The 19118-nt window shown below is 73.5% G+C and carries 18 protein-coding genes; 11 read left to right on the top strand and 7 right to left on the bottom strand.

Annotated features, from left to right (window positions below):
* Positions 1-95 precede the first annotated feature (95 nt).
* Positions 96-1025, bottom strand: a complete 930-nt coding sequence (locus tag ACIQE0_RS04080) for a hypothetical protein (protein WP_402328914.1) — start codon at positions 1023-1025, stop codon at positions 96-98.
* A 98-nt stretch (positions 1026-1123) separates the two neighbouring features.
* Here ACIQE0_RS04080 and ACIQE0_RS04075 point away from each other — a divergent pair, with 98 nt between their 5' ends.
* Entirely contained in the window at positions 1124-2494 is a 1371-nt protein-coding gene (locus ACIQE0_RS04075) for a DUF6350 family protein (RefSeq protein ID WP_402328913.1), read from the top strand.
* 162 nt (positions 2495-2656) lie between these two features.
* Here ACIQE0_RS04075 and ACIQE0_RS04070 read toward each other — a convergent pair whose 3' ends face one another.
* Positions 2657-3550, bottom strand: coding sequence for a hypothetical protein (locus ACIQE0_RS04070; RefSeq protein WP_402329236.1), 894 nt, complete (start codon positions 3548-3550; stop codon positions 2657-2659).
* A gap of 268 nt (positions 3551-3818) precedes the next feature.
* Here ACIQE0_RS04070 and purN point away from each other — a divergent pair, with 268 nt between their 5' ends.
* Entirely contained in the window at positions 3819-4463 is a 645-nt protein-coding gene (purN, locus tag ACIQE0_RS04065; protein ID WP_366337187.1) for a phosphoribosylglycinamide formyltransferase, read from the top strand.
* Positions 4460-6031, top strand: a complete 1572-nt coding sequence (gene purH, locus ACIQE0_RS04060; RefSeq protein WP_366337189.1) for a bifunctional phosphoribosylaminoimidazolecarboxamide formyltransferase/IMP cyclohydrolase — start codon at positions 4460-4462, stop codon at positions 6029-6031. Before purN ends, purH begins: the two co-directional genes overlap by 4 nt.
* 92 nt (positions 6032-6123) lie before the next feature.
* On the opposite strand, the gene ACIQE0_RS04055 is transcribed toward purH, so the two are convergent.
* On the bottom strand, positions 6124-6699 hold the full coding sequence (locus ACIQE0_RS04055) for a hypothetical protein (RefSeq protein ID WP_402328910.1): 576 nt from the start codon (positions 6697-6699) through the stop codon (positions 6124-6126).
* Between the two features lie 118 nt (positions 6700-6817).
* Complete coding sequence (locus tag ACIQE0_RS04050; protein WP_402328908.1) at positions 6818-7603, bottom strand: RDD family protein; 786 nt, start codon at positions 7601-7603, stop codon at positions 6818-6820.
* Between the two features lie 246 nt (positions 7604-7849).
* Between ACIQE0_RS04050 and ACIQE0_RS04045 the strand changes: the two genes are divergently transcribed.
* From ACIQE0_RS04045 to ACIQE0_RS04015, 7 genes are all read left to right on the top strand, one after another.
* Positions 7850-8713, top strand: a complete 864-nt coding sequence (locus tag ACIQE0_RS04045) for a bifunctional methylenetetrahydrofolate dehydrogenase/methenyltetrahydrofolate cyclohydrolase (protein WP_402328906.1) — start codon at positions 7850-7852, stop codon at positions 8711-8713.
* A gap of 195 nt (positions 8714-8908) precedes the next feature.
* Positions 8909-9337 (top strand): DUF3017 domain-containing protein, encoded by a 429-nt coding sequence (locus ACIQE0_RS04040; protein ID WP_366337197.1) that lies wholly within the window; start codon positions 8909-8911, stop codon positions 9335-9337.
* A 127-nt stretch (positions 9338-9464) separates the two neighbouring features.
* Positions 9465-10685, top strand: coding sequence for an NADP-dependent isocitrate dehydrogenase (locus ACIQE0_RS04035; RefSeq protein ID WP_402328904.1), 1221 nt, complete (start codon positions 9465-9467; stop codon positions 10683-10685).
* A 409-nt stretch (positions 10686-11094) separates the two neighbouring features.
* A complete protein-coding gene (locus ACIQE0_RS04030) occupies positions 11095-12084 on the top strand; it encodes a malate dehydrogenase (RefSeq protein ID WP_402328902.1) in 990 nt (329 codons plus the stop codon).
* Between the two features lie 241 nt (positions 12085-12325).
* A complete protein-coding gene (locus ACIQE0_RS04025) occupies positions 12326-14146 on the top strand; it encodes a hypothetical protein (protein WP_402328900.1) in 1821 nt (606 codons plus the stop codon).
* Between the two features lies 1 nt (position 14147).
* The gene (locus ACIQE0_RS04020; protein ID WP_402328898.1) at positions 14148-14531 is read left to right on the top strand and encodes a hypothetical protein; all 384 of its coding nucleotides are present in this window, start codon (positions 14148-14150) and stop codon (positions 14529-14531) included.
* Between the two features lie 6 nt (positions 14532-14537).
* Positions 14538-15449 (top strand): hypothetical protein, encoded by a 912-nt coding sequence (locus ACIQE0_RS04015; RefSeq protein ID WP_402328896.1) that lies wholly within the window; start codon positions 14538-14540, stop codon positions 15447-15449.
* 40 nt (positions 15450-15489) lie between these two features.
* Here the strand turns inward: ACIQE0_RS04015 and ACIQE0_RS04010 are convergent, their stop codons facing one another.
* From ACIQE0_RS04010 to ACIQE0_RS04000, 3 genes are all read right to left on the bottom strand, one after another.
* On the bottom strand, positions 15490-15699 hold the full coding sequence (locus ACIQE0_RS04010) for a DUF5988 family protein (protein ID WP_366337209.1): 210 nt from the start codon (positions 15697-15699) through the stop codon (positions 15490-15492).
* A gap of 58 nt (positions 15700-15757) precedes the next feature.
* Entirely contained in the window at positions 15758-16351 is a 594-nt protein-coding gene (locus ACIQE0_RS04005; protein ID WP_366337211.1) for a Uma2 family endonuclease, read from the bottom strand.
* Between the two features lie 100 nt (positions 16352-16451).
* Positions 16452-17231, bottom strand: coding sequence for a hypothetical protein (locus tag ACIQE0_RS04000; RefSeq protein WP_402328893.1), 780 nt, complete (start codon positions 17229-17231; stop codon positions 16452-16454).
* 334 nt (positions 17232-17565) lie between these two features.
* On the opposite strand from ACIQE0_RS04000, the gene ACIQE0_RS03995 reads away from it, so the two are divergent.
* On the top strand, positions 17566-19041 hold the full coding sequence (locus ACIQE0_RS03995) for an aldehyde dehydrogenase family protein (protein WP_402329234.1): 1476 nt from the start codon (positions 17566-17568) through the stop codon (positions 19039-19041).
* The last annotated feature ends 77 nt before the right edge of the window (positions 19042-19118 follow it).

Below are 19118 nucleotides of genomic sequence, written 5' to 3'. Positions count from 1 at the left end.
GGACCTCGTCCGGTAGCGGTACCGCATGACGGCCGTGGGCCCGTACCCCCTCTCCGGGGTGCGGGCCCACGGCCGTTCGCGCGCGGCGGCGGGGCTCACCGGACGTCGGGGGTGAGCCGGGCGCCGCGCGGCAGCGCCCGGCGCGCGCCCGGCCGGTGCCGCGCGCGGATGCGGACCTGGTGGCCGGCCGCCGGCACCGCCGGGCCGGCCGACGGCGCGGACGGCGCCGCCACCACCGGCCGGGGCGGCGGACGGTGGCCGTCCGGCGCGCCGAGCGACACCGCCAGCGCCGTCGCCGCCAGCAGCCCGGTGGCCCCGAACCCGGCGCGGGTGGTCAGCCGGGCCCGCCGCTCGGCGCCGGCCCGGACCTCCCGCGCGGCCGGCGGCGCCACCGGGCGGGACGCCGCCAGCGCGGCCAGCCGGGCGTGCAGCACCGCGCCCTGCCGGTCCGGCGGCAGCTCCCGCAGGCCCAGCTCCGGCAGCTGCTCGGCCAGGCGCCCCCGGGCGTGCGTCAGCCGCCCGGTCGCCGCCGGCGTACTGGCCTCCACCTCCACCGCGGTCGCGTGCAGCCCCAGCCCGACCCCGTCGTGCAGCAGCAGCGCCCGGCGGTACGGGGCGGGCAGCGCCAGCACGGCCGCCAGCAGCGCACGGTCCTGCGGCCGGGCCGAGGGCGGCGCGGGCGCATGGGGCCGCGGCCGCTCGGCGGGCTGCAGCCGGGGGAACAGCGCCCGCCACGGCGCCAGCGCGTAGTCGTACGCGGCCGCCCGCACCCACCCCGGCGGATCGGGGTCCGCCGCCACCTCCGGCCAGCGCTGCCAGGCCGCGTGGAAGGCCCGTTCGACGGCCCGCCGGGCGAGCCGGGCCCGCCCGGTGAGCAGTACCGCCTGCTGGATCAGCGGCCCGGCGTGCGCCTCGCACAGCGCGTCGAAGTCCGCCGTCGGGCAGTCAAGTGCGGTGGGATCAGGGGTTGTTGACGGTGCGTCGGGAATCGGAAGGTCGGACGGTCGCCGGTCGTGCTCGCTCATACCGGAAGTCTTCAAACGCCGGGCGGTCAGGCGCACGCGACACGGCGGGCGCATGCCCGTTACGTGGTGGAAAGGGGTGTTATTGGCAGCATGGCGCCGTGAGCCAATTGATCGAACGCGGCACCACGTTGTCCTCGCAGGGCCGGACCGCCGCGCAGCGCTCCACCGCGATCGGCACCGCCGTCCTCGGCGGGGTGACCGCCGCCGGACTCGGCCTCGGCGCGCTCACGGTCGTCGTCCTGCTGCTCTGGATCGCCTCCCCGTACCCGGACAGCGGCCCCTCCCGCGCGCTGCACCTGGCCGCCGGACTCTGGTTCATGGCGCACGGCGGGGGCCTGGTCCGCGAGGCGGCCGGCGGCCCGGCCCCCGTCGGCCTGGCCCCGCTGCTGCTCGCCGCGCTCCCGCTCTGGCTGCTGCACCGCGCCGCCCGCGACACCCTGGCCGCCGACGACGACCCCGCGGCACCGGCCTCGGAGGTCGCCCCGCGCACCCTGCTCGGCGCCCTCCTGGGCGGCTACCTCCTCGTCGCCGCCGGCGCGCTGCTCTACGCCTCCGCCGGCCGGTTCACCGCCGCCCCGCTGTCCGCCCTGCTCGCCGTCCCGGGCACCGCGGCGGCCACCCTCGCCGCCACCGCCCGGCACGCCCTCGGACCGGACGCCGCCGCGCTGCTGCCGGCCCGCGTCCGGCGCGTCCTTCGCGCACTGCCGGCCGCGCTGCGCGCCGCGTTCACCGGCCCCCGCCTCGCCACCGCCCTCAAGGCGGCGGCCGCCGCCACCCTCGCCCTGCTCGCCTCCGGCGCGGTGCTCACCCTGCTCGGACTGGCCCTGCACACCGGGCGGCTCGGCGCCGACCTGGGCCGGCTCGCCCCCGACTGGGCCGGCCGCTGCACGGTGCTGCTGCTCTGCCTCGCCCTGCTCCCCAACGCGGCCGTCTGGGGCGCCGCCTACGGCCTGGGGCCCGGCTTCACCGTCGGCGCGGGCAGCGTGGTGGGGCCGCTGGGCAGCACGCCGCGCCCCCCGCTGCCGCACTTCCCGCTGCTCGACGGCCTGCCGGAACCGGCGCCGGGAACCTGGGCGACGGGCGCGGTGGCGCTGCTGGTGCCGGTGAGCGCGGTGCTGCTGCTGGCCCGGTACGCGGCAGGGGACGGCCACCGCTCATGGCGGCGGACCGCCGGGGTGGCGGCGGTGGCGGCGGGCCTGTGCGGGGCGGCGATGACGGTGCTCGCCGCGCTGGCCGGCGGTGCGCTGGGCCGGGGCGCGCTCGCCGGGTTCGGCCCCCTGTGGTGGCTCACCGGCCTGGCGGCGGCGGGCTGGACGGCGCTGGCCGGGGTGCCCGCCGCGCTGGCGCTGCGCGCCTGGCGGCGGCACACCGAACGGCGGGTGGTGCGGGGGCGGGCACCCGGCCGCCGCGCGCTGCCCGGCCTCCCGTTCCGCCGCGGCCGGACCGACCGCCGCGGGACCGCCGGCTGACGGCGCGCTACGGACGCTTCGGCCGACGGCGCGCCCCAGGGGCCACTGGTTGGCGGCGCGCGCCACGCCTCACCGGCTGACGGCGCGCGCTCCGGACCACCGGCCCGCGGCCCCCGCCGTCCGGCGCGGCCTGTGCCCCCGTTCCCGTCCGCCGCTTCCCGGCTACGGCTGCTGCTGGCTGAGCAGCGGGCGCAGCTCCGGCGGGAGGAGCTTCTCGCAGGACTTGCTCGCCGCCTGGGTCAGCGCGTCGTTCACGCAGGTGAAGTAGTCGCGGTAGACGACCTGGACGGTGAAGGTCGCGGCCACCATCATCAGCGCCAGCGAGGCCGCCACCAGACCGCCGATCGCGGCGGTGGTCTGCGGCCGGACGTTCGGGCCCGGGGCGGTGCCCGGCCGGCTCGGCGCGGCCGGCGCGGTGCCGGCGGCCGGGCTCCCCTCGGGGGCCTCACCGGCCGGCCGCTTCGCTGCGGGCTTGCCGCGCAGCGCGCTGATGCCCCAGTACAGGGCGAGCGAGCCGAGCAGCAGCGAGACCTCCGGCAGGCTGAAGAGCACGAAGAAGAACGCCCACATCCCGGCCAGGAGCGCATAGCGCGCCCGCCGCTGCAAGGGGTCGGTGGGGTCCCAGCGCAGCCCGCCGGGGCCGCCGCCCGGTCCGCCGGACCCGCCCTGGCCGCCGCCGGGGCCGCCCTGGCCGCCGCCGCGGCCCGGCCGGGTGCCGAACCCGCCGCCCTGCCGGCCCGGTTGACGGCTGCTCCACTGGCTGCCCCAGGCCGGCGGCTGGTCCTGCGGACGCTGCTCCTCGCCGTCCTCGCCGTCCTCGTCGCCCTGCGCCTGCCCGAGGGCGGCGCGGCGCGGACGCCACTGTTGGTCGGGGGCGCCGGCCGGCGGCGGCGCGAACGGGTTGTCGTCCCGGCCGCCGGACGGCGAATCCGGGGCGGACGGCGACGTGCGCTCGCGCGGCAGGAGGACCACTCCGGGGGCGGTGGCGGGCTGGGGGAGCCACCCGGCGGTGGCTGGGGGAGGGAGGAGAGCCGCGCGGCGGCGTCGGTCCGGCATCTGGAGTGAGTCTTCCCCTTGTCGTGGGCGTCCGTCCGGCAGGTCGGCCGGGCGGACGGTCTCCATGAACTGCATGCGTTCTCCCGCCCGACGCTACCTGGCGTGCTCGCCCCCGTCCCGCGGGGGCCGCACGGTGTGCCGGTATCGTTGCTGACGGTCGGCGCCTTCGTAGGGTTCCCCGGATTCCCGAAACCCCTCGCTTTGTACGACCGCACAAAACTGCATGCAGCACCCCAGACCCGCAAGACCTGGCGAGAAAGACCGCATCGTGGCCCCCTCCTCCCTTCCCGCCCGCTCCGCCCCGGCCCGGATCGTGGTGCTCGTCTCCGGTTCGGGCACCAACCTCCAGGCGCTCCTGGACGCCATCGCCGAGCAGGGCACCGCCGCGTACGGCGCCGAGATCGTGGCCGTCGGCGCCGACCGCACCGGGATCGCCGGCCTGGAGCGCGCCGAGCGGGCCGGGCTGCCGACGTTCGTCTGCCGGGTCAAGGACCACCCGGACCGCGCCGCCTGGGACGCGGCGCTCACCGAGGCGACCGCCGCGCACGCCCCCGACCTGGTGGTCTCGGCCGGCTTCATGAAGATCCTCGGCAAGGAGTTCCTGGCGCGCTTCGGCGGCCGGACGCTCAACACCCACCCGGCGCTGCTGCCCAGCTTTCCCGGTGCCCACGGCGTCCGCGACGCGCTCGCGTACGGGGCGAAGGTCACCGGCTGCACCGTCCACTTCGTCGACGACGGCGTCGACACCGGCCCGATCATCGCCCAGGGCGTGGTCGAGGTCCGGGAGGAGGACGACGAATCCGCGCTGCATGAGCGCATCAAGGAAGTCGAGCGCACGCTGCTCGTCGAAGTCGTGGGGCGTCTGGCCCGGCACGGCTACCGCATAGAGGGACGAAAGGTACGTATCTCGTGACCGTCACCGAAGGTACGCAGCGGCCCATCCGCCGCGCGCTGGTCAGCGTCTATGACAAGTCCGGGCTGGAGGAGCTGGCCCAGGGGCTGCACGCGGCCGGCGTCCAGCTCGTCTCGACCGGGTCGACGGCCGGGAAGATCGCCGCCGCCGGGGTGCCGGTCACCAAGGTCGAGGAGCTCACCGGCTTCCCCGAGTGCCTCGACGGCCGGGTCAAGACCCTGCACCCCAAGGTCCACGCCGGCATCCTCGCCGACCTGCGCCTCGCGGACCACCAGCAGCAGCTGGCCGACCTCGGCGTCGAGCCGTTCGACCTGGTGGTCGTGAACCTCTACCCGTTCCGGGAGACCGTCGCCTCCGGCGCCACCCCCGACGAGTGCGTCGAGCAGATCGACATCGGCGGCCCCTCGATGGTCCGCGCCGCCGCCAAGAACCACCCCTCGGTCGCGGTGGTCACCAGCCCCGAGCGCTACGCCGACGTGCTGGCCGCGGTCGACGGCGGCGGCTTCGACCTGGCCGCCCGCAAGCGGTTGGCCGCCGAGGCGTTCCAGCACACCGCCGCCTACGACGTCGCCGTCGCCTCCTGGATGACCGACGTCTACGCGCCGGAGGAGGACGGGGCCGCGCTGCCCGAGTTCCTCGGCGAGACCTGGGAGCGCCGCAGCACCCTGCGCTACGGGGAGAACCCGCACCAGGCCGCGGCCCTCTACGTCGACGGCCGGCCGGGCGGTATCGCCAACGCCGAGCAGCTGCACGGCAAGGAGATGTCCTTCAACAACTACGTGGACACCGAGGCCGCCCGCCGCGCCGCCTACGACCACGACCAGCCCTGCGTGGCGATCATCAAGCACGCCAACCCCTGCGGCATCGCGATCGGCGCGGACGTCGCCGAGGCGCACCGCAAGGCGCACGCCTGCGACCCGCTGTCCGCGTTCGGCGGCGTGATCGCGGTCAACCGCCCGGTGACCGTCGCGCTCGCCGAGCAGGTCGCGGAGATCTTCACCGAGGTCATCGCCGCCCCCGCCTACGAGGACGGCGCGGTCGAGATCCTCGCCCGCAAGAAGAACATCCGAGTCCTGAAGGTCGAGGGCACCCCGCACCAGCCCGGTGACCTCAAGCTGCTCTCGGGCGGCGCGGTGCTCCAGCAGACCGACGTCTTCCAGGCCGAGGGCGACGACCCGGCCACCTGGACGCTGGCCACCGGAGAGGCGCTGTCCGCGCAGGAGTTGACCGAGCTGGCCTTCGCCTGGAAGGCGTGCCGCGCGGTGAAGTCCAACGCGATCCTGCTCGCCAAGGACGGCGCCTCGGTGGGCGTCGGCATGGGCCAGGTCAACCGCGTCGACTCCTGCAAGCTCGCCGTGGAGCGGGCCGGCGAGGAGCGGGCGCGCGGCTCCTACGCGGCGTCGGACGCCTTCTTCCCGTTCCCCGACGGCCCGGAGATCCTGATCGCGGCCGGCGTCAAGGCGATCGTCCAGCCCGGCGGTTCGATCCGCGACGAACTCGTCGTCGAGGCCGCGAAGAAGGCCGGCGTGACGATGTACCTCACCGGCACCCGGCACTTCTTCCACTGAGGTCCGGCCGGCCCCTTCCGCAAGGGGCCGGACAGCGCGGAGGGCCGCACCCCTTGCCCGGGGTGCGGCCCTCCGCCGTGCGTGTCCGCGCGTCAGTAACGCGGCCGGTTGAACCAGGCGTTGCCGTCGTCCTTGGAGACGAAGATCAGCACCAGGACGCCCAGCACGGTGTGCACCAGGCCGAACGGGAAGGTGCCCAGGCTCAGCATGATGCCGAGGACGCAGGCGATGATGGTGGCGATGCGTACGCCCTTGCCGCCGTTGGCGAACTGGGCGGCCAGCGTGATCGCGGCCACGGTGAACGCCACGATGACCACGATCACCGCGATCAGCAGGCCCTTGCCGACGTTGAACGCCGCCATGTCCGAGGTGTAGGTCGAGGTCGACGCCTCGTGTGACGCCTTGGTGATGCCGCCCAGGCCCATCACCGCCAGGACGAGGCCGATGAGGTTCAAAGCGGCGAGCACGAACAGCATCACCCGGGCCGCCTTCACACCGCCCGGCATCACCTGCGGGTACGGCGCCTGCTGCATCGGGGGCATCGCGCCGCCCTGGTACGCGCCGTACGGGGCCATCGGCTGCTGTGGCTGCGGGGGCTGCTGGGGATAGCCGTAACCGGGCTGCTGGCCCTGCGGCGGGCCGTAGGGGTTGGGATGGGGATAACTCACGAGCGGTGCCCTTCAGGCGACTTGAAGCGGTGTCAGCGAGTGCCACGAAGGCCCCCGGTCGCGCTTGCGAGGGGGCCTTCGTGGGCTGCTGCGGAGGTCCGTACGGTCCGGAACGGCCTTAGTTGGCCTTCACGACCACGGTACCGACGATCTTGTCCGCGAAGGTCTGGCTCTTCTCGTCCCACAGCGGCCACAGCCACCCGAGCCAGCAGAGCAGGCTGTTGAGGTAGCGGCAGAGGTAGCGCACGAACGTCATGCCGAAGCCCATGGGCTGGCCGGTGGTCTCCTTGACGACCCGGATGCCCAGCATCTTCTTGCCCGGGGTCTGGCCCGTGGCGCCTTCCTTGGCGACGAGGAAGAACCATCCGCCCAGGATGATCAGCCAGGCGAGGCCCATGACGATGATGGCGCCGACCGGCGTGGCGCTCGACGAGGCGGTGTCGTAGGCGTTGCTGACGCACTGGTAGTCGCCGGGCGGGCAGCTGTTGGCGGCCGAGCTCGCCGAGCTGACCGAGCTGCTGGCGGAGCCGGCGGCCATGACGATGCCGATGATGTACAGGATGACCGGCACGACACCGATGATCAGGCCGTCGATCAGGAGGGCCCCGAGGCGAGCGCCCCAGCTCGCGTAACCCGTCGGCATCCCCGGCATGCCCGGCATCCCCGGCTGGCCGTACGGGCTCGCCGGCTGCTGCGCGTAGCCGTAGCCCGGCTGACCACCCTGCGGCGGGACCTGGCCCTGCTGCGGGTAGCCGTACTGCGGCTGGCCCTGCGGGGCGCCCTGCTGGGGGTAGCCGTAGCCCGGCTGGCCGCCCTGCGGCGGGACCGGGGGCTGCTGACCGTAGGGGCCCTGCGGGGCCTGCGGCGGCTGCCCGTAGGGGTTGTTCGGGTCACCGAAGCTCATGGTGCTGCTTTCCTCCGTTGGTGAATCACTGGGGCGACGCGGCGCGACTCGGAGGAAATACAGGTTGTTTCACGGCCCGCCCCCGACGATGCCTGCGGCACTGCGCCGTCAATCCTTCTAGGTGAGGATTCTCTCTGTCCAGTCACGGCAGTCAGCCTTTGTCCAACTGCAATGATCATTTCCGGACAACTGCCGCCCGCGTGCCCTGATTGGAACACGGGTGCCTCCATCCGGGAGGATGGGGGTATGACTGCCCAGATTCTGGATGGCAAGGCCACCGCCGCCGCGATCAAGTCCGAGCTCACCGCCCGCGTGCAGGCGCTGAAGGCCGAGGGTGTCACCCCGGGCCTGGGCACCCTGCTGGTCGGCGACGACCCCGGCAGCCGCTGGTACGTAGGCGGCAAGCACCGGGACTGCGCCGAGGTCGGCATCGCGTCCATCCAGCGCGAACTGCCCGACACCGCCACCCAGGAGGAGATCGAGGCCGTCGTCCGGGAGCTCAACGAGAACCCCGACTGCACCGGCTACATCGTCCAACTCCCGCTCCCCAAGGGCATCGACGCCAACCGCGTCCTGGAGCTGATGGACCCGGCCAAGGACGCCGACGGACTGCACCCGATGAGCCTGGGCCGCCTGGTCCTCGGCGTCGAGGGCCCGCTGCCCTGCACCCCGTACGGCATCGTCCAGCTGCTGCGCCGGCACGAGGTCGAGATCAACGGCGCGCATGTGGTGGTCGTCGGCCGCGGCATCACCATCGGCCGCCCGATGCCGCTGGTGCTCACCCGCAAGTCCGAGAACGCCACGGTCACCCAGTGCCACACCGGCACCCGCGACCTGTCCGCGCACCTGAAGCAGGCCGACATCATCGTCGCCGCGGCCGGTGTGCCGCACATCATCAAGCCCGAGGACGTCAAGCCCGGCGCGGCCGTCCTGGACGTCGGCGTCAGCCGCGACGAGAACGGCAAGATCGTCGGCGATGTGCACCCCGGTGTCGCCGAGGTGGCCGGCTGGGTCGCCCCCAACCCGGGCGGCGTCGGCCCGATGACCCGCGCCCAGCTGCTGGTCAACGTCGTCGAGGCGGCGGAGCGCGCGGCCGGCATCCGCGGCTAGGGCGCGTGCCGGGCGTCGCACGGCAGGCGCCGGTTCGACGACGCGACCCAAGACCGGCGCGGACGTGCGAGCCTGGAGAAGGGCCGCCGTCCGCGGCGCCGCACCCGCGGACCACACCTCCGCGACACCGCTGACGACCTCGGTCCCGGACACCCTGGGACCGACCTGGACACCGGAAGGGGCTGACCGCCAGACATGGCTGCCGAAGCGCACTCGGAGGGCGCGTCCGAGCCGCAGCGCACCTCGCGCCGCTTTCCGCAGCTGACCCGCGACACCGCCCGTCCCGAGGGCGGCGGCCGGGCGGCCTCCGGCGACCATCCGGCGCCGGCCCGGCAGTGGCCGCTGCTGACCGTGCTGGGCGGGGTCGCCCTCGGCCTGCTGCTGGTCGCGCTGGACGCGTTCCGGATCGGCTCGATCGTGATCGGGCTGTCCCTGCTGGGCGGCGCGGCGCTGCGCTGGGCGCTGCCGTCGGTGGGGATGCTGGCCGTCCGGTCCCGCTTCACCGACCTGATCACCTACGGCGGGCTCGGCTTCGTGATCGTGATCCTGGCGATGATGGTGCAGCCCAAGCCCTGGATCCACATCCCGTTCCTGGACGACATCGTCCACTTCACGGTCCGGTAGAGCCCGGCTCGGAAAGCGTCCGGCGGCGCTGCGGCACACCCCGTGCCGTAGCGCCGCACGCCTGTGTGACGCGGGTAACTTGGCGACGTCCGGGGGGTGCCCCAACCGCGAGAGGGACGTCCATCTCATGGCCAAGATCAAGGTTGCCCGCCCCGTCGTCGAGATCGACGGCGACGAGATGACCCGCATCATCTGGTCGTCCATCAGGGACCGGCTGATCCTCCCGTACCTCGACGTCGAGTTGAAGTACTTCGACCTCGGCATCGAGCACCGGGACGCCACCAGTGACCAGGTGACCGTGGACGCCGCGCACGCCGTCCAGGAGTACGGCGTCGGAGTGAAGTGCGCCACCATCACCCCGGACGAGGCCCGGGTCGAGGAGTTCGGCCTCAAGGCGATGTACCGGTCCCCGAACGGCACCATCCGCGACATCCTCGGCGGCGTGATCTTCCGTGAGCCCCTCATCATGGAGAACGTGCCCCGGCTGGTGCCCGGCTGGACCCGGCCCATCGTCGTCGGCCGCCACGCCTTCGGCGACCAGTACCGCGCCACCGACCTCAAGATCCCCGGCCCCGGCACCCTCACCCTGACCTTCGCCCCGGCCGACGGCGGCGAGCCGTCCGAGGTGGAGGTGCACGACTTCCCCGGTCCCGGCGTGGCGCTGGCGATGTACAACCACGACGACTCCGTCCGCGACTTCGCGCGGGCGTCGTTCCGGTACGGGCTGGACCGCAACTACCCGGTCTACCTGTCCACGAAGAACACGATCCTGAAGAAGTACGACGGCCGCTTCAAGGACCTCTTCCAGGAGGTCTTCGACAGCGAGTTCCGGACCGAGTTCGAGGCCCGCGGCCTGACCTACGAGCACCGGCTGATCGACGACATGGTGGCCGCGGTCCTGAAGTCCTCCGGCGGCTACGTCTGGGCCTGCAAGAACTACGACGGCGACGTCCAGTCCGACATCGTCGCCCAGGGGTTCGGCTCGCTCGGCCTGATGACGTCGGTGCTGATGACCCCCGACGGCCGGACCGTCGAGGCCGAGGCGGCCCACGGCACGGTCACCCGCCACTACCGGCAGCACCAGCAGGGCAAGGCCACCTCCACCAACCCCATCGCCTCGGTCTTCGCCTGGACCCGCGGCCTGGCGCACCGCGGCGCGCTCGACGGCACCCCCGAGGTGACCGGCTTCGCCCACACCCTGGAGCGGGTCTGCGTGGAGACCGTCGAGGGCGGCCAGATGACCAAGGACCTGGCGCTGCTCATCGGGCCGGCGCAGCCCTGGCTCACCACCGACCAGTTCCTGGAGGCGCTGGACGCCGGGCTCCAGAAGGCGATGGCGCCCGCCTGAGCCGGGGGAGGGCCCCGGGGCGGGCCCGTATCTGGCCGGGATTCGCCGTCCCCGGCGGGACGCGGGGGATTGCCCCGGAGGATCGCGGGCATGCGACCCACAACCCCCCCACGGGTGTGGCACAACCGTCGGCCGCCCGCGCTACCCCTCCGAGAACGGGCGGCCGTCGCCGCCGACCGGACCGCCCCGCCGGACGCCGCGGGCGGCCGCCGAGGTGGTCCGGTCGGGTCCGTCGGTGACGCCCGGTGAGGTGTCCCACACCGGCCCGTCGTCTGGGCCGGGCAGGGGTCCGATAGCCTGGCGGCCGGGTCTCTCGATACCAAGAGACCTCGATAGATGGGCAGGGACACCCACCGCCACCCAAGGTGGTCCAGGGGCTTGCCCCCGGAATACCGCGCAGGAGATCGCCATGACCCGCACTCCCGTCAACGTCACCGTCACCGGCGCCGCCGGTCAGATCGGTTACGCCCTTCTCTTCCGTATCGCCTCCGGCCAGCTGCTCGGCGCGGACGTGCCGGTGAAGCTGCGCCTCCTGGAGATCCCGCAGGGCCTCAAGGCCGCCGAGGGCACCGCGATGGAGTTGGACGACTGCGCCTTCCCGCTGCTCCGGGGCATCGAGATCACCGACGACCCGAACGTCGGCTTCGACGGTGCCAACGTCGCGCTGCTCGTCGGCGCCCGCCCCCGCACCAAGGGCATGGAGCGCGGCGACCTGCTGGAGGCCAACGGCGGCATCTTCAAGCCGCAGGGCAAGGCCATCAACGACCACGCCGCGGACGACATCAAGGTCCTGGTCGTCGGCAACCCGGCCAACACCAACGCGCTGATCGCCCAGGCCGCCGCCCCGGACGTCCCGCGTGAGCGCTTCACCGCGATGACCCGCCTGGACCACAACCGCGCGCTGACCCAGCTCGCGCAGAAGACCGGCGCCCCGGTCTCCGAGATCCACCGCCTGACCATCTGGGGCAACCACTCGGCCACCCAGTACCCGGACATCTTCCACGCCACCGTCGCCGGCAAGAACGCCGCCGAGGTCGTGAACGACGAGGCGTGGCTGGCCGACACCTTCATCCCGACCGTCGCCAAGCGCGGTGCGGCGATCATCGAGGCCCGTGGCGCGTCCTCCGCCGCCTCGGCCGCCAACGCCGCCATCGACCACGTCCACACCTGGGTCAACGGCACCGCCGACGGCAACTGGACCTCCATGGGCATCCCCTCGGACGGCTCCTACGGCGTCCCGGTGGGCCTGATCTCCTCCTTCCCCGTCACCACCAAGGACGGCAAGTACGAGATCGTCCAGGGCCTGGAGATCAACGAGTTCTCCCGTGCGCGCATCGACGCCTCCGTCAAGGAGCTGTCGGAGGAGCGCGAGGCGGTCCGCGCGCTCGGCCTCATCTGAGCCACCGCGCCGGCGTCCGCCGCAGCATCCACCGAGCCCGTACGGCCCAACGGCCGTACGGGCTCGGTGCGTTGACGCCTCCTCGGCGGTCGTTATCGCGCTGACAGCGCGACCCCCGCTCCCCTATGCTGCGGTCTCTCACTCGTTCGCGGGAATGTCGGCCGTCGGTGGAACTGGGCCGCCGCCAGGGCGCGTTGGGGATGATGCGCGATGCAGCGCACGGCAGCTACGGGGGAGGCCGATGAGTAGTAACGAGGTGCCCGCACAACCAGGAGGACCGGACGGTCCACCGCGACTGCGCAAGGAGCCGGCGGCCGGTCCGCCGCCCCACCCGCTGTCCGGCATCCCGCCCGGTGCCAGCGAGACCACCCGGCTGCTGTGCGCCGGGACCTACCTCGACGACGCCTTCCGCGACGCCGTCATCGACGAGCTCTACGTCCACGAGGAGCGGTTCGCCGCGCCCTCCCTGGGCATCGACGCGGCCCGGGTGCTGGCCCACGCGCTGCGCGCCCGCCGGTTCGAGCTGGGCTGGGCCGCGCTGATCCTGTTCGTCTGGATCGTGGCCATCCCGCTCTCCCACTGGCTGGCGGCGGGGTACGCGGTGCCCGTCGTCGCGATGGGCCTGGGCCGCTTCGTCCGCCGGGCCCCGGTGCCCGCGTGGATCGCCCGGGGCCTGTCCTTCCTCTTCCGCTGGTACGGCCGGCTCCTGCTGACCGTGTTCGTGCTGGTGCTGGTGACCGCCGCGTTCGGCGGGGACTCCGGTGGAGACTGGGCGAGTTGGCTGCCGACCGCTCTGCTGCCCGGCTCCCCGGACTCCGGTTTCGCCGGCGGCGGGTCCTCCGGCGGCTACGCGGGCCTGGGCGCCGGCTCGTCCGACGTGTCCGGCGGTGGCGGCTCGGCCGTCTTCGCGGTCTGGGTGGCACTGGTGCTGCCGGTGCTGATCGCCGTGCTGGTCGCCCTCCAGCGGGGCCAGTTCGCCCGCGCGCTCGCCCGCGAACTGTCCCCGCGGCGCTTCCCCGACGTGATGGCCGACCCCGCCGAGCGGTCCGAGGGCCTCCGCTTCCAGCGGCTGCGGCAGCGCGTCCGCACCGAGCAGCACGGACCACTGGTGGTCTACCGCGCCGCCGACCCGTTCTGCGGCGCCGGCGAGCCGTTCAAACCATGGTCGCTGTCGGTGGAGTTGGTCCCCGTGGAGGACGGGCCGACCGCCCCGCTCGACAACGGCGCGATCCTGGCCCGCATCGTCCCGCTGGTCGAGGCGCTGCGCACCCCGTCGGGCAGCGCGCCGAAGGCGTCGGCGGTCCGCGACCGCCTGCGCGGCCTGGAGATCGACGAGTGCGTCTTCCTGCCCGCCGACGGCCTGCCGACCCGCGCCGACGCACCGTACGACGCCGCGGCGTTCGAGGAGCACCGGGCCGCGGCGGTGGAGGAGGGCGGTGAGACCCGCCGGCACTTCCTGCGCATCCGGGTCGGTGGGTGGAACGAAGGCGTGGTCACCACCGTCTTCGTCCGGGTCCACACCCAGGGCGGCATGCTGATGCTGGAGGTCGCGCCGCATGTGCTGTGGCCGCTGCGCCGGCTCTTCCAGGACGCCGACCGGATCGCCCACCACCACCGCCACCACGACCACTTCGGCCGGGCGGTCTGGGCGCTGACCCACACCCCGCGCTCCGCCGCCGACGCGGTCCTGACCCTGCTGCGCGGACTGCGCTCCACCTGGCGGCTGCTGACCGGAGGGCACCGTGCCGCCCTCCCCGAGGGCCCGGCCCTCGCCGTCCGCGAACTGGGCACGGACGGCGAGGCCTCGCTCTTCCAGGACATGGACGTCGCCCGCTATCTGCGGACGGTCCAGGCGCGGGTGGCGGCCGGCGTCACCACCGCGCTGCGCGACGCCGGCTATCGGACCGAGGAGTTCGAGCAGCGGGTCGTGCACGTCGCCGACGGCGGGGTCTACGTCGAGTCCGCCCAGGGCGCCGTCGGCATCGGCGACCACAACACCATCACCAACAACGGGGGCCTCACGTCCCCGAGCGACTCCGCACCCCAGAAGGGAAGGTCCTGACGTGGCACCGTCCGACGCATCCGGCAAGGGCATCCACATCGGCAGCGTCCAGGGAGCCTTCGCCATCGGCGACCACAACACCGTCACGCACACCGGCAGCAACGTCCAGGGCGCCGCGCCCGCCGTCGACCCGGCCCAGGAGGCCCTCCTCCAGGCCGTCCACGCCCTCCGCGAAGACCTCGGCCGGGCCGTCGAGACCCCCGAGGTCCGGGCGCTGACCGCCGAACTCGCCGACACCGAGGGGGAGATCACCGGATCCGGTGCCGCGGCCCCCGGCCGGCTGGCCCGGCTGCGCACCGCGCTGAGCGACGCCGGTGCCGTGGTGAGCCTCCTGTCGTCCGGCGCCGCGGCCGTCCAGGCGGTCGGCGCCCTGCTGGGAGGCTGACCGACCGTGCCCCAAGGCTCCGGAGCGCACTGGAACCCCGACACCCAGTCCTGGGAGACCGGCCCGCCGCGTCCCGCCCGCCCGTACACCGGCCCGATGCCGCCCCGCCCGGCCGCGCCCCCGCCCCCGTCGCAGCCCCCGACCGCCGCGCCCGAGGACGCGCCGGAGCACTGGTACACGGTGGGGGACGGCGTCGGGCAGGGCGACGTGGTGGGAGGCGCCTTCTCGGGAGACGGCGCCACGGGGGCGCCCGCCCCGGCGGAGGTCTCCGGCCGCCGGCGGCGGGCGCTGATCGCCGCCGCGGTGGTCGCCGTCCTCGCGGCCGGCGCCGGCGGCGCCTACGCCCTATGGGGCCGCGGCCCCGCCGCGCCACCCGCCGCGCACCCGGCGGTCTCGACGAGCACCGCCCCGACGTACCCGACCGAGCCCGGCTCTGTCCCGCCCACCACTGACGCCTCCCCCTCGGCCACGTCGGTCCCCAGCGGCTACCACCTCGCCCACGACGAGAAGGGCTTCAGCCTCGCCGTCCCCGACGGCTGGCAGCGCGACGTGCGCGCCACCGGGGTCTTCTACACCTCGCCGGACTCCCGCAGCCTGCTCCAGATCTTCCAGATCACCGAGCCCGACCTGACCCCCCAACAGGCCCTGGAACAGGCCTCGAAGAGCCTGGCAGGCAATCCCGGTTACCAGGAGCTGGGCATCGAGCCCCGCCAGGGACCTCCCGGCCCCACCGGCGTCCAGCTGACCTACGCCTACGACAGCAAGAAGCTGGGGGCCCGGGTGCAGGTCGTCGACTGCGCCTTCGGCGTCCCCGACGGCCGGCAGTTCGCGATCCTCGCCCTGGGCCCGGAGTCCGACTGGCCGCGGCAGCAGGAGACCGAGCGGATCGCCCTGGACTCGTTCGCCCCCACCTCGTAGCGCCGCGGCCCGCTCACGCCGGGCCGCGCCGCCGGCCGCCCTAGCCCGGCAGTTCGGTCCGCTCCCACCACTCGTACACCGGCAGTCGGCCGTCGGCGGTGTCCCACTGCCGGTCGGTCGACCGGAAGTGCTCGTAGCCACCGCGGTAGGGGACCTTCAGATCGCCCGTGCCGGGTTCCACCTCGACGATCCGCTCGGTGATCCCTTCGGGCCCGCCCTGGAGTACTGCCTTGGGTGCCTTGCTCGCCATGGCGGCAGTGTCTCGCGCACCGCCCGAGGGGCCCGGAACGGCTCGCCGGGCACCTGCGTCAGTCCCGGGGGAAATCCTCGGTCGGGATCGTCAAGCCGAGGACCGTGTCGGTGAGGTCGATGGGTTCGCCGTAGGCGAGGGTGAGGTCGCGCTTGTACTCGCCGTCCTGAGGGTGGGTGAAGACGCGGCAACGGCTGAGGTAGGGGTCGGCGATGACATAGACGGGGACTTCGGCGGCGGCGTAGGCCGCCTTCTTGGGGCCGTAGTCATTCGCGGCGGTCCCTTTGGAGATGACCTCCGCCACGAACTCGACGTCCTGGTAGTGCCAGCGGCCGTTCTCCTTCTCGGCCTTGTCGGAGAGCTTGGCGATATCCGCGCAGAAGCCGTTGCTTTCACCGGGGAAGTCGATCCGCACATCTGACAACACCCGTACTTTGCGGCCGAAGTGGTCTTCGAGCGCCCACAGGAATGCGCGAATGGTCTGCCAATGGACATCACGCTGCGGCGTCATGAAGACGTTCCCCTCGACGATCTCAACCTTGTATCCCTCGGGGACGGGCATCCGCTCCAGTCGGTCGAACAGCTGGTCCAACGTCAGCTCACCGGGCTCGGCCATCTCGATCCTGTCGGTCCGCTCAAGGCTGATGGTCATCGTGCCGCTCCTCCCCGCTCCGCCGCGGGCTGCGGGGGAGCCGCACGGTTCAACGATACGTATGTACGACCGTCACGGGGGGCGCATCGCAGCGCGGGTGTCAGGTGCTGTGCGTGGCGCCGTTCAGGACGGAGATGTCGGCCGTTTTGGCGGGGTCGGGGGTGTGCGAGGGGACCGGCCGGTCGTAGTTGCTGAGCAGCACGGTGCCGGTTTCGTGGTCGACCTCGGTGGTGAGCTGCATCGGGTAGTGGGTGCCGTCGATCGCGACGTAGACGGTCTGGGTGGCGCCCTTGGCCTTCTTGACGATGGGCAGGACGCGGACGCCCTCGTGGGTGGTGGGGTGGCCCTTGCTGAGGGTGACGGAGGGGGACGACGGGGACTGCGGGGCGGGGGACTGCGGGGCCACCGACTTCTGGAAGGCGGTGAGGTCGCAGGCGGTGGCCAGGCTCTTGAGGAAGCTGTCCTGGGTGGTGCCGTGGAGGTAGCGGTCCTGGTAGGTGCGGGCCGCGTCGGCGCCCTGGTCGCCGGGCAGCTGGCTCTTCCAGAAGGCGGCGTCGGGCTTCAGCCAGACGTCCTTGCCGCGTTTGATCAGGTCCACCCGGCCGAGCGGGCCCTTGCTGATGTTGCCGGCGCAGTTCCCGTCCCGGTCGAGGGTGAGGTCGAGCTTGGTGGCGCTGGTGCTGGACTGGGTGCGCAGCCGTAGCGACCGCGCGCCGAGGAGGGCGTGCAGGGCGTCGTCGGAGATCTGCTGGGCGGACTTGTGGGCGAGGCCGCCCTCGCCGTCGGAGTCGCCGGTCGGGGCCGCGGCGCAGGCGGCGGCCACGGTCACGGCGGCTGCGCCGCAGGTCAAAGCGGTGAAGGTGCGGCGTTTGCGGGGCATCTCGGCACCTTTCGGTCCGGAGGCGCTCCCAAGGCACCGCGGTGGGCCGTCCGGAACGCCCTTGGGTGGGCATACGGCTATTTAGGGTACTTTCGGGTCTGTTCGGACGCATGTGGAGCGGTCGGGCGCCTTTGGGTGACTCGGGTCACTTTCGATGAATGTTCGGGCATAGGACCGAGGGTTTCGGTTAGGGGTCCCCGTTGCCGGTGGACCAGTGGTTGAACCCGTGGCGAAATCCGGGCAGCCGGGTCCGCCGGCAGCGCACACCGAGAACGGAAGGCAGAAGGACGTCGTGTCGGCAACCGAGACAAGCGAGACCATTCACGTAGCTGGCGTGTGGCGGGCGGCCGCCTCCGGCGCCACGCGGGAGGTCCTGGACCCCGCTGACGCGACGACCCTCCAGGTGGTCGCCGAGGGGGGCGCCGAGGACGTCGACGAGGCCGTCGCGGCGGCCAAGGCGGCCTTCGCCGGCGGCACCGGGGAGTGGCCCCGCACGGCCGTGGCCGAGCGGGCCGCGCTGCTGCGCCGGGTCGCCGATCTGCTCCAGCGCGACCGCGAGCAGATCGCCCTGATCGAGAGCCGGGACACCGGCAAGACCCTGGAGGAGGGCCGGGTCGACGTCGACTGCGTGACCGACGCCTTCCGGTACTTCGCCGACCAGGTCGTGGGCGAGAGCGGCGGCCGGGTCGTGGACGCCGGCTCCGCGGACATCCACAGCATCGTGGTGCACGAGCCGGTCGGCGTCTGCGCGCTGATCACCCCGTGGAACTACCCGCTGCTCCAGGCCAGTTGGAAGATCGCGCCGGCGCTGGCGGCCGGCAACACCTTCGTCATCAAGCCGAGCGAGGTCACCCCGCTCTCGACGGTGTACCTGATCCGGCTGCTGGTCGAGGCGGGTCTGCCGGCCGGCGTCGCCAACATCGTCACCGGCGCCGGCCTCCCGGTCGGCCAGCGGCTGGCCGACCACCCGGACGTGGACCTGTTCTCCTTCACCGGTGGCCTGGTCAGCGGGACGAAGGCGGGCGCGGCGGCGGTCGCCGGCGCCAAGAAGATCGCGCTGGAGCTGGGCGGCAAGAACCCCAACGTGGTGTTCGCCGACGCCTGCGCGACCGACGAGGGCTTCGACACCGCCGTCGACCAGGCACTGAACGCGGCGTTCATCCACAGCGGGCAGGTCTGCTCGGCCGGCGCCCGGCTGATCATCGAGGACTCGGTGCGGGACCGCTTCGTCGCCGAACTCGCCCGCCGGGCCGAGAAGATCAAGCTCGGCCGGGGGACCGAGGAGGGCGTGGAGTGCGGCCCCCTCGTCTCCCAGCAGCAGCTGGACAAGGTCGAGACGTACGTCGCCTCGGCGCTGGCCGAGGGCGCGAAGCTGCGCTGCGGCGGCGCCCGCCCGGAGCCCAGCGACGTCCGGCCGGCCGGCGGCTACTTCTACCGACCCACCGTGCTGGACGGCTGCCACCGCGAGATGACGGTCGTCCGCGAGGAGACCTTCGGGCCGATCCTCACCGTCGAGACCTTCACCACCGAGGACGAGGCCGTCGCGCTCGCCAACGACACCGAGTACGGGCTGGCCGGCGCGGTCTTCTCGGCCGACACCGCCCGCGCCCGCCGAATCGCCGCGCGCCTGCGGCACGGCACCGTGTGGATCAACGACTTCCACCCCTACCTGCCGCAGGCGGAGTGGGGCGGCTTCGGAAAGTCCGGCATCGGACGCGAGCTCGGCCCGACCGGACTCGACGAGTACCGGGAGAGCAAGCACATCTACGAGAACCTGCGCCCCGAGCCGGTCCGCTGGTTCGCCGGCTGACCCGTACTCCCCAGGCACCCCGCCCCGGCCGCTCAACCCCCCGGGCGCCGCGCGCACTTCGCAGCAAAGGAGCACCC

The sequence above is a fragment of the Streptomyces sp. NPDC093097 genome, from assembly GCF_044754325.1.
Taxonomy (GTDB): Bacteria; Actinomycetota; Actinomycetes; order Streptomycetales; family Streptomycetaceae; genus Streptomyces.
The sequence above is the reverse complement of the archived record's forward strand: the minus strand, read 5'-3'. Positions and strand labels throughout refer to the sequence as shown.

Excerpts from the sequence above, each read along its gene's own strand:
- ACIQE0_RS04080 (WP_402328914.1), bottom strand. The coding sequence starts at position 1,025 with ATGAGCGAGCACGACCGGCGACCGTCCGACCTTCCGATTCCCGACGCA.
- ACIQE0_RS04070 (WP_402329236.1), bottom strand. The coding sequence starts at position 3,550 with ATGCCGGACCGACGCCGCCGCGCGGCTCTCCTCCCTCCCCCAGCCACC.
- ACIQE0_RS04050 (WP_402328908.1), bottom strand. The coding sequence starts at position 7,603 with ATGAGCTTCGGTGACCCGAACAACCCCTACGGGCAGCCGCCGCAGGCC.
- ACIQE0_RS04045 (WP_402328906.1), top strand. The coding sequence starts at position 7,850 with ATGACTGCCCAGATTCTGGATGGCAAGGCCACCGCCGCCGCGATCAAG.
- ACIQE0_RS04040 (WP_366337197.1), top strand. The coding sequence starts at position 8,909 with ATGGCTGCCGAAGCGCACTCGGAGGGCGCGTCCGAGCCGCAGCGCACC.
- ACIQE0_RS04035 (WP_402328904.1), top strand. The coding sequence starts at position 9,465 with ATGGCCAAGATCAAGGTTGCCCGCCCCGTCGTCGAGATCGACGGCGAC.
- ACIQE0_RS04030 (WP_402328902.1), top strand. The coding sequence starts at position 11,095 with ATGACCCGCACTCCCGTCAACGTCACCGTCACCGGCGCCGCCGGTCAG.
- ACIQE0_RS04025 (WP_402328900.1), top strand. The coding sequence starts at position 12,326 with ATGAGTAGTAACGAGGTGCCCGCACAACCAGGAGGACCGGACGGTCCA.
- ACIQE0_RS04010 (WP_366337209.1), bottom strand. The coding sequence starts at position 15,699 with ATGGCGAGCAAGGCACCCAAGGCAGTACTCCAGGGCGGGCCCGAAGGG.
- ACIQE0_RS04005 (WP_366337211.1), bottom strand. The coding sequence starts at position 16,351 with ATGACCATCAGCCTTGAGCGGACCGACAGGATCGAGATGGCCGAGCCC.
- ACIQE0_RS04000 (WP_402328893.1), bottom strand. The coding sequence starts at position 17,231 with ATGCCCCGCAAACGCCGCACCTTCACCGCTTTGACCTGCGGCGCAGCC.